Raw genomic sequence first — 12,491 nt, 5'->3', positions numbered from 1 at the left:
GGAGATTGATTACAATTTCCGTTCGCCGCCGCCGGCACTGGATGATTGCAGGTGGTCGGCATGCTGCCCCACCCCCCCCCAATCGATACCAGAGCTGACATGCCCCGCATCGCCACCGCGTTTGCCGCCCTCGCCCTCGCCCTCCTCGCCTCCGCCGGTTTCTGCCAGGACGATTCGGCCAGTCCCACAGAATCCGTCTCCTTGTTTAACGGCAAAGACCTGACCGGTTGGATCGGCCGCGCCGATTTGTGGTCGGTCGAAGACGGCCAGATCGTCGGCCGGACCGTGGCCGAAAAGCCCCTGCAACAAAACACGTTTTTGATCTACACCGGCAGCGAGCCGAGTGATTTCGAGCTGACGTTCCAGTTCAAAATCGAAAACACGAATTCGGGCGTGCAGTACCGCAGCAAGATCTTGGACAAAGAAAAGTTCGTCGTCGGGGGCTACCAGGCCGACATCGATTTTTCCAATCGCTATGCCGGGATCCTGTATGAAGAAAAAGGCCGTGGCATCCTGGCCGAACGCGGTCAGTCGGTCACGATCGACGAGAAAGGCAAGAAGACCCGCGAGACGTTTGCCGACGGTGCCAAGCTGGGCAACGGCATTCACCCGGGCCAGTGGAATGAGTATCGCATCGTCGCCAAGGGCAACCACCTGCAACACTTCATCAACGAAACGATGACCGCCGAGGTGATTGACAACCAGGGCGAAAAATCCTCGTCGTCGGGCGTGATCGCGTTTCAATTGCACCGCGGCGACCCGATGGTGGTGCGATTCAAAAACATCGTGCTGCACCCGGCCAAGTAAATCACGTCGCGGCGTGGGATAGGCTTCCAGCCTGTCAACACACCGCTTCTGCCGCGACCACGCCTTGGCGACGCGCAGCGGCGACCTCCGCCCGCCCCGCTTTCCGATCGACTATGATTCGCTGAGGAGAATCCAATGAGCAAGTCGATCTGGGCCAGTGACGATCAAACCGAAACGCTGCTCGTCGCTGCGCGGTCGGGCGATAGTGAGGCCGTCAATCGGTTGCTGGAAAAGCACCGGGCACCGATCCGCCGACTGGTCGAACTGCGGCTGGATCGCAAGGTCCAGCGCCGTGTCGACGTCAGCGATGTGGTTCAAGACGTCATGATCGAAGCCAGCGGTCGGCTGGACAAATACCTGTCCGACCCCGCCATGGCGTTCCATCTCTGGTTGCGCCAGATCGCTTGGGACCGGATCATCGACACCTACCGTCGGCATCGTGTCAGTGCAAAACGGAACATGGACCGCGAGCAGCCGATGACGTCTCCGGCCGGCCCGGATCAGTCGACGATGGAGTTGGCGGTCCAACTGCGCGACCCCGGGCTGACACCCGCGACGGCCGCGACGCAACGCGAGATTGCCGCCAAGGTCGAGCAGGCGATCGAGCGGATGAATGATCAGGATCGCGAAATCATTCTGATGCGTCACTACGAACACCTGTCCAATCTGGAAGTCGCCGAGGTGTTGGGGGTGAATCCGCCCGCGGCCAGCATGCGTTATTTGCGCGCCGTCCGCCGGCTTCGCGAGATGCTTCAAGAGGAAGACGAAGCATCACCGGCCGGCCAGTCAGCTAACAGCCAGTCAGCTAACAGCCAGTCAGCTAACAGCCAGGAGCTGCCGCGGTGAGCGGCCTGTCGGCGGACGCGGAACAGCGGCTGGCGGACCTGTTGGCTGACATGACCGATGCGATCTGCCGCGACCAACCGATCGATTTCGACCGAGTCTGTCGCGAAAACCCGGATCTGGCAGACGAACTGCGACAGTTGTGGGCCGCCGTGCTGGTGACCGACACCGCCGGCAACGCGTCGGACCAACGCCCTGCGGCACCCTCGGGCGATGATGGCCGCTGGCGGAGGTTGAAACTGCCGACCACGATCGGCGATTACGAGCTGATCGAAGAGGTCGGGCGGGGAGGGATGGGCGTCGTCTTTCGCGGCCGCCAAATCAGCTTGGATCGTGAAGTCGCCGTCAAGATGATTTTGCGCGGACGCTTGGCCAGCGACACCGACCTGCAGCGTTTCCTGGCCGAGGCGGCCGCGACGGCGCGACTGGTGCACCCGGGGATCGTGCCCGTTTATGAAGTCGGCGACTTCGACGGGCGGCCCTTTTTCAGCATGCAATACATCGAGGGTGAAACGCTCGCCGATCGGGCCGCCCGGGGACCGCTGCCGCAACGCCGGGCGGCCAGGATCATCGCCGACGTCGCCCGCGCCGTGCAATTCGCCCATGACCAGGGGTTCGTGCATCGCGACCTGAAACCCAGCAACGTGCTGCTGACCAAGGACGGCCAAACACTGATCACCGACTTCGGACTGGCCAAGGAATCGGGCGGCAGCGCCGATCTGACCCGCAGCGGAATGTTGGTCGGTACGCCGGCCTACATGTCGCCCGAACAAGCCGGCGGACGACGTGAATTGCTGGGACCGCCGACCGACATCTATTCCCTCGGCGCGATGCTGTACTTTTCGCTGACCGGTCGACCGCCGCTGGTCGCGGAGACTGCCGTCGAGATGGTGATGCTGGTGATCGAACAAGACCCCAGCCCGCCGCGGGCGATTCGCCCGGGTCTGGACCGCGATCTGGAAATGATCGTGATCCGCTGTCTGCAAAAACCGATCGACTTGCGCTACGCATCGGCCGGGGATCTGGCCGACGACCTGGACGCGTTCCTGGCCGACGAAGTCGTCGCGGCGCGAAGCGGACGGTTTGCCCAGGTGATCGCCCGAATCTTTCGCGAAACCCACCATGCGGCCGTGCTGGAAAATTGGGGCACGCTTTGGATGTGGCACTCCCTGGTGCTGTTGGTCGCCGGCTACCTGACGTGGCAACTGGAGTTTCTCGGTTGCGAAAACCGCTACATCTACATGGGTGTTTGGACAATCGGACTGGGCGCGTGGGCCGCGGTGTTTTGGAAACTTCGCCAGCGGATGGGACCGGTGACCTTCATCGAACGCCAAATCGCTCATGTCTGGGGCGGCAGCATGATCGCCATCGGCATGTTGTTTCCGATCGAGCGACTGCTCGGTCTGGATGCCCTGGTGCTCTCTCCCCTGTTGGGCGTGATCAGTGCAACGGTGTTCGTCGTCAAAGCGGGCATGCTCTCGGGTGCGTTTTATTTTCAGGCGATCGCACTGCTGGCCACCGCGCTGCTGATGGCCGTCGCACCACGCTGGGGGCACCTGATCTTCGGTGTCGTCGCCGCACTCTGCTTTTTCATCCCCGGTTATCAATTCTGGCAACGCAAGCGGCGGCGAGAGGCGTTTTAGGTTCTTGGTTCATGGTTCTTGGGGGGCGATTTTTCTGCCATCTCTCCGCCCCGCCCCTGCTCCCCCTCTCGCTTTGGCCCGCGAAAGGCTACAATTCGCGACCCTGCAAAACACTAAATTCCGAGCGATTTTGAGAGAAGCGATGAGCGATCCATCCGTCACCGGCGTTGTCCACTTGATCGAAGAGACCAAGACCTATGGCAGCAAAGGGTTCCGCAAACGTCTGGTGGTTCTGGAACAAGACAAGGGCAGCTTCACCAACTTCGTGCCGGTCGAATTCACCCGCGATTCCTGCGACTCGGTCGACGAAATGAACGAGGGCGATGAGGTCGAGATCACGTACCGGCTGAACGGTCGACGTTGGCAAAAGGACGCCAACAGCGAAGTCAAGTTCTTCGTCAATGTGGAAGCGACTTCATTCAAGATCACCGGCAATGCGAACCCGGCCGACGCGATGAGCGAGCGGGTCAGCGACCCCAACGCGGCGTTCAACGAAGCCAGCGAAGAAGACGCGCCCTTTTAAGTGGGATAGGCTTCCAGCCTGTCGAGACGTTGAGATGGCAGGCAAGATGCCAATCCCACGTCAGATCGCTTCGCTGCCGGTTTCTCCGGTGCGGATACGGATACAGTCGTCCATCGGCAGGACAAAGATCTTGCCGTCGCCGATTTCACCGGCATCCCCGGACCGGCCGCCCGACAGGATCGCCTCGATCGTCGGATTGACGAACTCTTCGTTAACGGCGATCTGCAACTGGACCTTGCGGAGCAGATTGACGCTGAATTCGGTACCGCGGTAGTTGCCTGTTTGCCCCTTCTGGCGACCGAATCCTTGGCAATCCAGCACCGTCAAGCGATGCACATCGACCTGTGTCAACGCTTCTTTGACCGCCTCAAGTTTGGTCGGTTGAATGATGGCAATGATCAGTTTCACAGTCGCTGGGCCCTTTGATGGTTTCCGCCGAACGCATCATCCAATCGTGATCGCGTCTCTCCAGTGGCGACTATAACCGACCGGCTGCGAGCGACAAACGCCCCGTCAGATCGCCGCCGTTGGAATGGCCGTCGCTGCAAAGGCCGCTATTAAAAAAACCCCGGCTCGGAGCAGCGAGGCGGACACTCCTCCGAGCGGGGTAGCTTCCGGCCCGGGACGGGACCGAGAGTTCCAGAACCCTGGGATTGCTTAAAGCACCAGGGCAGATTGAACGTGTGGCGTTGCCAGAAGAGTTGTTCTCGGTGCCCTGCCACCAGCCGAGACAAGTCTCGACTGGCGTCAGGGCAGCGGTAGGTAGAACCACTTGTTTTGTTGATCGCCGGCTAGGACGATTCATGATCCTAGCAGCTGTTGGGCCAAAACCTGGTCCTGAGTTCACGGCGGGCTCGCAAGTCGCATGCATCAAACGACTTAAAAAAAACGAAGGTTTATCGCGCCCGGTCCGCTGGCGGATTCAAGTGGCCTGGTCGGGGCGAGCTGCCCAGGATGTGCGCAGTGGCATGCCAACGTTTTGTGCAGGTGCCGTCAAGCCGCTGAAGCCCGATTGCCGCCGAGGTTGCGACTTCACCCTGCCAGGCTGGGAGGCGTGCGGTTTTCGGGGATTCACCCTCCCAGGCTGGGAGGGTCGAGCGAAGCGAGGGGAGGGTCGATCGGCGGTGCGCGAGTGCTCCGGAGGGGACAGGCCCCTCCTTTCCAAGGTCACACCGTGATCAAGACTCGTTCCCAGGCTCGGCCTGAGGACACACGGCATTGGAGGCTCCGCCTCCTGGACCACACAGCATGTGGCTCCGTCACAGGGGCTAGGGGCAATAAGAGGCGGAAACCGCTACGTCGCTTTTGCCCAAAGGGCATCAACACCATAGCCTGGGGTCAGGGAACGAGCGCAGCGGAGTGACCGCCCCCCCAGGGAAAGAAAGCCAAACCTGCCCTCCTCCCCCTTTCGATCTGCCGGCGGTTGTGCCGCCGGCCGATCGAAAGGGGGGAGGGTCACTTCGTGTAGTCGTCGTCGTGAGGTTCCCAACAACGAAAAAAGGCCGCGTCCACCCTGGGGGGCGGACGCGGCCTGTTGCGGGAATCGCGTTTGCGATCGTTTAGAACAAGAAGATCGTGTCGATGCCGAACGTCGTCTGCTCTTCGCCTTCGTCCAGTCCGGCGATCAGATCGTCATCCCAGTCGAAGCGGATTTCGGGACGGACGACCACGTTGGCGTGCGGCTTGTAGTTGACACCCATGGTCAGGGCGAAAATGTCGGACTCGTTTCCAGCAGTTTGATTCAGGACGCTGCCTTCGACGTTGTACCATTCGAAGCGGCTTCCCACCGCAACACAGTCGCTGAGTGTGTAGATCAGGTACTGGTTGATGCCAAAGGTGTTTCTGGCGAGTTGATCGTTCTGGTCTTCGGTGTCCAGAAAATCGCTCTGAAAGATATACTGCAGTTTGTCCGTCACCGCGACATCGGCACAGATCGAGTGCATGTAACCTTTTTCGGTGACTCCGCCCTTGTCGGCAAAGCGACCTGCGACGGTGGCGTAGATCAGGCTGATGTCTTCATTGAGCGCCAACGAGACACCGCCCAGGAACGAGTCACCGTTGTCTTCAAAGCCGCTGTCCCAGCCGAACGTGTAACCGCCGTAGACTTCGACGTCTTCGCTGACGGCCAGCGTTGCCAATGCACCGGTGTGGGTGAACGGCTCGCTGTTGTACATCGTATAAGCGTGGCTGTAGAAGAAGTTATCCGGGGCGGTCACGACTTCCCATCCGATGATGGTGTAGAAGTGTCCGACCTTGACCGACAGGTCGCCGTAGCCGGCTTCCATGTACAGTTGCGGCATGGCGTGACCGTAACCGTTATCTGTACTGCCGTGGTCCCAGTTATTGTCCCAGTGGTCGTTGGCGATGCCGAACGCCTGGGTGTCCTGGGCGTCGGTCCCGTACACGTAGTCGATGCGACCGCCGATGTCGAAACCACAGGACGTGTCGATTGCCTTTTCCGCCCACAACCAAGCCTGGTGCAGTTGGTATTCATCGGGACGGTTGTTGAACAGCGGCACCGCGTCGGTGTGGTAGCCCATTTGGACCCAACCGCCGGCTGACAGGTTGCCGCACTCGCCGAACAGGGCAAAGGGTTCGCCCAAATCGCACCCGCCCAGCTTGCTGAAAAAGCCGTTGCCGAAACCACAGCCGCAACCGGAGTCGCAGCCGCCATCGCAGCCGACGTCACAACCGGCATCACATCCGACAAACGCGTCGGCACCGCAATCCGGTTCGCAGGCGGCGACATCGCAGTCACAGGGCGTTTCACATCCGCAGCCGAGATCTTCGGTGCAGCCGACCTGGGCGACCTCGGCGGACGCGCCGGGGGCCGCCTGGTACAGGGCGTGATAGTTCCCATCGGCAGACGGTCCACCGGCCAGGGCGTTGCCGCCAAAGCACAACAACGCAAGTGTGCTGAATAACAGTTTTCGTTTCATGGGTCTCCCTCGTCGTCCTTTTCTCAGAACGTCTCTTTTTCCTTGGTATTGCGAAGCGTGTGATCGGTAGACACATCGAGCCGCAGCCCTGTTGTCCGCGGGGCTGTCGCTCGACGTGTCCTGCGGCATCTGAAGGACTCAGACGCCCGCCTTGCGAGAGCGCCGATCGAGAACCGCTTGACCATCTTCCAAGAGATGTATCGGGAGACGCTTGCCCAGAAATCGACTCTTCTGGATTTTCGCAATTCGCCAGAATTACCAGTCTTAACACCGGGTGTTAATCCGTACCGGTCAGGTCGCGTTTGCCGCACAACGGGAACAAAAAAAGCCGGTGGCCGCTCGAGGGGTTCGAGCAGCCACCGGCCGATGCGATTGACCGATTCGGTCGATCGAGACGATGCTTGGTTAGAACAAGAAGATCGTGTCGATACCGAAGGTCGTTTGGTCGTCGCCGCTTTCCAGCCCGGCAACCTGATCGTCATCCCAGTCCCAACGGATTTCGGGGCGAACGACCACGTTGGCGTGCGGCTTGTAGTTCAGGCCCATGGTCAACGCGTAGATATCCGAATCGTTCCCCGGAGCACCGAAGATTCCTTCGTTGTTGTACCACTCGAAGCGTCCGCCGGCAGCCCAGCAGTCGTTCAGGGCGTAGATCAGGTACTGGTTGATGCCGAAGGTTTCGCGAACGGTCGTACCTGCGGCATTTTCCGTATCCAAGACGTCGGATTGGAAGATGTACTGCAGACGATCGGTCAGGGTCACGTCGGCGACGATCGAGTGCATGTAGCCTTGCTCGGGGTTTCCGAGGGGCGCGTCACCGAAGCGTCCGAAGGTGGTGGCGTAGGTCAACGTCAAATCATCGCTCAGAGCGACCGACAGACCACCCAAGAAGCTATCGCCGTTGTCGTCAAAACCGCTGTCCCAGCCCAGGGTGTATCCACCGTAGGCGGTGACATTGTCGTTGACATTGTAGGTCGCCAGAGCACCGGTGTGGGTGAACGGCTCGCTGTAGTTCATCGTGTAGGCATGGCTGTAGAAGAAGTTGTCCGGGGCGGTCACGACTTCCCATCCGATGATGGTGTAGAAGTGTCCGACCTTGACCGACAAGTCTCCGTATCCGGCCTCGAAGTACAGTTGCGGAATGGCGTGACCGTAGCCGTTTGCTCCGCCGTTGTCCCAATCGTTGTCCCAGCCACGGTTGCCCGTGCCGAAGGCTTGCGTGTTTTGGGCATCGATACCGTAGACGTAGTCGATGCGACCACCGATATCAAAACCACAGGACGTGTCGATCGCCTTTTCAGCGTACAACCATGCTTGGTGCAAGTTGTACTCATCGGGGCGGTCATTGAAGATCGGCAGGGCTCGGTCGTGGTAGCCCATTTGGACCCAACCACCCGCGCTCCAACCACAATGCTCACCGAACAGTGACCACTGTTCGCCGAGGCAGCAGTCGCCCAGAAGACTGCCGAGGCCGCCTCCCAAACCGCATCCACTGTCGCAGCATCCGCTATCGCATCCGACGTCGCAGCATCCTGCGTCGCCACAGCCGCTGTCACATGCGTCTCCACATGGATCGCAGCCCGCCACCACTTCGCATCCGCAAACCGGCTCGCCGCAATCGCAAGCGGCCGCGCAATGCGAAACCAATTCAATTGTGTCATTTCCGCTCGCGGTCATGCTGCTCGTGTAGGACGCGCAGGCAATCGCAGCCAGCATGGCAATCTTGCTAAGCTTCATCGCTTTAAATTCTCCCGAATTCCATTCTCTGGGTTCTAAAAAAGGGCAGGGCAACAACGAATTACGCCCGCGACCAAAGCACGCGGGCCGCTGAGACCCTGATTGGTCGGGTCATGGCATGTCTGACCGCTTGTTGCCCCGCATCTTGACCGGGGCCACGGAAGTGACGGTGGTCAAAAAAGGGACTCCAGGGTCGGACGCTGCGATATGACCGTCTGACGCGTCGCCTCTGTCGTCACCTGCGTTATCGGGATGGGATGTTCATGATTTGGGGTCGAAATTGGATGTTTTCACCGGCTCCCCCCGGCAGCGGTCCAGATGGTCCAACTGTGACGCCGAATGCTATCAGTGAAACTTTGCCGACTGGGGCAAGACGCCCTGATCGAGCGATCATCCGGCGGTAAACTGGCGGAAAACGGATTCCGATCCGTCGGGCGGTACCGCAAAGGCCACCTTTCCGGCAAACTTTGCCCTTCCCCACCCACTCGTTCGTCCACCGAGAACAAGACTGATGGTCTTCTGGCGCTCCAAGAAAAAATCTGACGCTTCACCCGCCACCGATTCCGCTGCCGCCGATACCCCAACCGCCGATACCCCAACCGCCGACGTCGCTGCAGCCCAGCCGGCGGGATCGACGCGGCAAGATGCCGCTTCGCCCACGGAATCCTCGGCCGGCTTGTTCGGCCGTTTGCGAAGCGGGTTGGAAAAGACCCGCCGCGCACTCAACACCGACATCCGCGACCTGTTCAAAGACGAAGGTCGATTGGTCGACGACGAGTTTCTGGGCGAGCTGTTTGCCAAACTGATCCGCACCGACATGGGGGCCGGCCCGGCCGAAGAGCTGCGAGACGACGTCGCCAAACGCTTCCGCGGCCGCAAAGTCGGCTTGGACGAGGTGCTGGAATCGATCACCACCCAAACCCAGGCGATGCTCCGGCAGGATGCTGCCCCGCTGAATCTGTCCGGCAAGCCCAGCGTGATCCTGGTCGTCGGCGTCAACGGCAGCGGCAAAACCACGTCGATCGGGAAACTTTCCCACTACCTGACCTCCCACGGCAAAAAAATCGTGCTCGGAGCGGGCGATACCTTTCGGGCCGCCGCCGTCGAGCAGCTGACGATCTGGTCCCAGCGGATCGGTTGCGACATCGTGACGGGAAACCAAGGCGCCGACCCGGCCAGCGTGGCCTTTCAAACCGTCGACAAGGCGATCGAGACCGGTGCGGATGTCGCCATCATCGACACCGCCGGGCGATTGCAAACGCAATCCAAATTGATGCAGGAGCTGGACAAGATCCGCCGGGTCGTCGGCAAAAAGGTCGACGATGCCCCACACGAAGTCCTGCTGGTCCTGGACGCGACGGCCGGACAGAACGCGATCAGCCAAGCCAAGGGGTTCAGCGATGCGGCCGGATGCACGGGCATCATCCTGGCCAAACTCGACGGCTCGGCCCGCGGCGGAGTGATTTTGCCGATCCGCCGACAATTCGAACTGCCCGTCAAATTTGTCGGACTCGGCGAAAGTATCGAAGACATCGCCGAGTTCGACGCCGACAGCTTTGCCACCGCCCTGTTTGCCGACTGACCTGTTTGCCGACTGACCTGTTTGCCGACTGACCTGTTTGCCGACTGACGGCCGAATCAACATGCTGCACCTTCAAAGCGAATCCACCCAACGATGGCTCCAGCAGGTCGACGAGAACCTGCCGGAAATCCTGATCGATCACGCCCACTGCGAACGCAAGGCGGCATCGACGGCGATGAATCTGATGAACTCCTACACCGAGAATCGGCCGCTGTGTGTGGAGATGACGCGGATCATCCAGGAGGAACTCGAGCATTACCACATGGTGATGGACGTGCTCGATCGACGCGGCATCACCTTCAAACGACTCGCCAGCGGACACTACGGCCGCGAGCTCAATGCGCTGACCCGCGAGCGTGAACCGAACCGTGGCGTGGATCGATTGCTGATCGCCTCGTTGATCGAAGCTCGCAGCTGTGAACGGTTCCGCCTGCTTGCCGATCATGTTCGCCCCCGCGACGCCGAACTGGCCGATTTTTATGCCGGGTTGTTCGAATCCGAAGCCCGCCACCACACGACCTACGTCAAGCTGGCCGAGCAATTCGCGCCCCGCGCCGAAGTCCATCGGCGGCTCGACCAACTGTCCGAGCAGGAAACGGCCATCATCGCCAAGGGCAGCCCGCTGCCGCGGATGCACAGCTGAGCGGATTGTTTCACGGCCGGACGCGGCGACGGCCGACCTACGCGACGCTGTTTCACGGAAGGTGAGAGACGGTGCGTGATTTGATCCGAGCTCCGGTCGCGTGAATTGCCGAAGCATTGCCGGCGGTTGCCCGGGCGATATCGTTGATTGCGACGGGGGTTCCGAGCGGGTCAAAGACGGAAGTTGAACCTCCGCGGCCACCCTTCACGGACGTCCCCGTGCGTTAATACATCATGGCTCCCTTCTCCCTCAGCTTTGCTGGGGGAGAAGGGCTGGGGATGAGGGGGCCGTGCGAGCAACCAAGCTTGACATCGCACTCGACGCCTCGCCCATCGTACCCCCCTCACCCCCGGCCCCTCTCCCCGAAGCGGGGCGAGGGGAGCCCGGATCGATGGGGACGACTCGTAGAGACAGTGATGCTGCCTGGAGAAGGACATCAACCTCGTTGATTCACACCGGCCACCGTCACTGGCGCTGCGACATGCAAGTCCGCGAGCGCCGCAAATCGAAACACAATCCGAATCGGTGGGACCGATTCGTCGGTACCGATCGGTCGGTACAACGGAATGATTCCGATGACGCAACAGACGATCACCGGAGATTTCTCAAATGGATGCTTTCATCAAACGATGCGTTGTCACCGCAGGCTTGCTGATCACGACGCACACCCTGGGCAGTGTGGATGCCCTGGCGGACGATCCCAAAATTCAATTCGACATGCCGGCCGTTGTCGTGGCCCAGGACACTTCGCTCGCGGGACAGGGGCGCGAGGTTTCGGTCCAATTGGTGCTTTCATCCCTGATCGCCGGCCGCGTCGACGTCGCGTCACAAAACGCACCGCCGATCGACCATCTGTTGGTCCGTTGCCGCATGCGCGAGCGATTGCCGGTGATCGATTTCTCGCCGAAAACGGAACTGCAATCCGATTTCGCCGGCCCGATTTCGGTGACCAACAAGGACGAACAATCCGATTCGGTCGGTCTTAGCCTGGACGGCGTGGTGCCCCATGTGGGTGCCGCCCATTTCGGCGCCGATGATTCACGCAAGCGATCCGATTCGACCCAGTTCCAGCGTCAGGCGCCGGTCCAAGCGGTGATCGCCTCGGGCACGACCGATCGCGGACGCGGCGTGTATTTCAAGTTCCGCTGGACCACCCAGCAAGTGCTCGAAGGGGAAAAGCTGTTTCGCGTCTCGTTTGCCGTGCCCGAATCTTGGCGCGGCGGACTGTTAGAAGTCAGCGTCACGGCCCATGGGATCGACCAGTCGCTGTTCGGTTCGTCCAAGTTACGCCCCCGCGCGAGCCAGGACTTTGTCGTCGCGGTGCACCAACAGGGCGATTTGGAGGCGGCGGACATCGCGCTGCGGTTGGCTCAGTTGGACCGAAAGCTGGCCGCGTTTGCACGCCAACATCCCAGGTCTGGATCCAACCCGTTCACCCAATTGTGGCGCCGCGTCGTGCCCTCGGGCGCCGACGAACCGTCCGAATCGCAGTGGTACCAGGGCATCACCAGCGACCGGCTGGACCCCTACACCGATCAACAGATCCGCTCGCTGCCGATGCAAGTCCGCGTTGCGGTGCTGGGATACAGCAACGCGGCACGCGAATTGTTGGAACTTGGGCAGGAAGGCTCCTGACGCCCGCGGCACGCGCTCCATCGCAACGGGATTCGCGTTAGAATCAACCCCGGTGGGATAGGCATCTTGCCTGTCATCCCAAACCTCGGGAGCGGCTTCCAGGCTCGTCATCAACACACGATCGACAGGCCCGAAGCCT

Annotated in this window: 10 protein-coding genes; 7 read left to right on the top strand and 3 right to left on the bottom strand. The window is 60.8% G+C overall.

The window, feature by feature from the left end; genetic code table 11:
• The first annotated feature begins 99 nt into the window (after positions 1-99).
• The 4 genes from H1B37_RS21720 to H1B37_RS21705 all read left to right on the top strand — a co-directional run bounded on the left by H1B37_RS21720 (position 100) and on the right by H1B37_RS21705 (position 3,816).
• Entirely contained in the window at positions 100-807 is a 708-nt protein-coding gene (locus H1B37_RS21720) for a 3-keto-disaccharide hydrolase (RefSeq protein ID WP_182868770.1), read from the top strand.
• 135 nt (positions 808-942) lie between these two features.
• Positions 943-1,653: a sigma-70 family RNA polymerase sigma factor gene (locus H1B37_RS21715; protein WP_182868769.1), complete on the top strand. Its 711-nt coding sequence runs from the start codon at positions 943-945 to the stop codon at positions 1,651-1,653.
• 50 nt (positions 1,654-1,703) lie between these two features.
• Complete coding sequence (locus H1B37_RS21710; RefSeq protein WP_182868799.1) at positions 1,704-3,293, top strand: serine/threonine-protein kinase; 1,590 nt, start codon at positions 1,704-1,706, stop codon at positions 3,291-3,293.
• Between the two features lie 142 nt (positions 3,294-3,435).
• Positions 3,436-3,816: a DUF3127 domain-containing protein gene (locus H1B37_RS21705; protein ID WP_147866307.1), complete on the top strand. Its 381-nt coding sequence runs from the start codon at positions 3,436-3,438 to the stop codon at positions 3,814-3,816.
• A 60-nt stretch (positions 3,817-3,876) separates the two neighbouring features.
• On the opposite strand, the gene H1B37_RS21700 is transcribed toward H1B37_RS21705, so the two are convergent.
• The 3 genes from H1B37_RS21700 to H1B37_RS21690 form a co-directional block, all read right to left on the bottom strand.
• Positions 3,877-4,224 (bottom strand): P-II family nitrogen regulator, encoded by a 348-nt coding sequence (locus H1B37_RS21700; protein WP_182868768.1) that lies wholly within the window; start codon positions 4,222-4,224, stop codon positions 3,877-3,879.
• Positions 4,225-5,375: 1,151 nt separating this feature from the next.
• A complete protein-coding gene (locus H1B37_RS21695) occupies positions 5,376-6,755 on the bottom strand; it encodes a porin (RefSeq protein ID WP_182868767.1) in 1,380 nt (459 codons plus the stop codon).
• A gap of 405 nt (positions 6,756-7,160) precedes the next feature.
• Complete coding sequence (locus H1B37_RS21690; protein WP_182868766.1) at positions 7,161-8,492, bottom strand: porin; 1,332 nt, start codon at positions 8,490-8,492, stop codon at positions 7,161-7,163.
• Positions 8,493-9,003: 511 nt separating this feature from the next.
• On the opposite strand from H1B37_RS21690, the gene ftsY reads away from it, so the two are divergent.
• The 3 genes from ftsY to H1B37_RS21675 all read left to right on the top strand — a co-directional run bounded on the left by ftsY (position 9,004) and on the right by H1B37_RS21675 (position 12,352).
• Positions 9,004-10,074: a signal recognition particle-docking protein FtsY gene (ftsY, locus tag H1B37_RS21685; RefSeq protein WP_182868765.1), complete on the top strand. Its 1,071-nt coding sequence runs from the start codon at positions 9,004-9,006 to the stop codon at positions 10,072-10,074.
• Positions 10,075-10,135: 61 nt separating this feature from the next.
• On the top strand, positions 10,136-10,717 hold the full coding sequence (locus H1B37_RS21680; RefSeq protein WP_182868764.1) for a MiaE family protein: 582 nt from the start codon (positions 10,136-10,138) through the stop codon (positions 10,715-10,717).
• A gap of 609 nt (positions 10,718-11,326) precedes the next feature.
• Positions 11,327-12,352, top strand: coding sequence for a hypothetical protein (locus H1B37_RS21675; RefSeq protein WP_182868763.1), 1,026 nt, complete (start codon positions 11,327-11,329; stop codon positions 12,350-12,352).
• The last annotated feature ends 139 nt before the right edge of the window (positions 12,353-12,491 follow it).

Source organism: Stieleria mannarensis (assembly GCF_014154935.1).
Classification (GTDB): domain Bacteria; phylum Planctomycetota; class Planctomycetia; order Pirellulales; family Pirellulaceae; genus Stieleria; species Stieleria mannarensis.
Note: the sequence above shows the minus strand (reverse complement) of the source record. Positions and strands in the feature narration are given on the sequence as shown.

What these genes read in the sequence shown, in the direction of transcription:
- H1B37_RS21720 (WP_182868770.1), top strand. Translation starts at nt 100, where the DNA reads ATGCCCCGCATCGCCACCGCGTTTGCCGCCCTCGCCCTCGCCCTCCTC.
- H1B37_RS21715 (WP_182868769.1), top strand. Translation starts at nt 943, where the DNA reads ATGAGCAAGTCGATCTGGGCCAGTGACGATCAAACCGAAACGCTGCTC.
- H1B37_RS21710 (WP_182868799.1), top strand. Translation starts at nt 1,704, where the DNA reads ATGACCGATGCGATCTGCCGCGACCAACCGATCGATTTCGACCGAGTC.
- H1B37_RS21705 (WP_147866307.1), top strand. Translation starts at nt 3,436, where the DNA reads ATGAGCGATCCATCCGTCACCGGCGTTGTCCACTTGATCGAAGAGACC.
- H1B37_RS21695 (WP_182868767.1), bottom strand. Translation starts at nt 6,755, where the DNA reads ATGAAACGAAAACTGTTATTCAGCACACTTGCGTTGTTGTGCTTTGGC.
- H1B37_RS21690 (WP_182868766.1), bottom strand. Translation starts at nt 8,492, where the DNA reads ATGAAGCTTAGCAAGATTGCCATGCTGGCTGCGATTGCCTGCGCGTCC.
- ftsY (WP_182868765.1), top strand. Translation starts at nt 9,004, where the DNA reads ATGGTCTTCTGGCGCTCCAAGAAAAAATCTGACGCTTCACCCGCCACC.
- H1B37_RS21680 (WP_182868764.1), top strand. Translation starts at nt 10,136, where the DNA reads ATGCTGCACCTTCAAAGCGAATCCACCCAACGATGGCTCCAGCAGGTC.
- H1B37_RS21675 (WP_182868763.1), top strand. Translation starts at nt 11,327, where the DNA reads ATGGATGCTTTCATCAAACGATGCGTTGTCACCGCAGGCTTGCTGATC.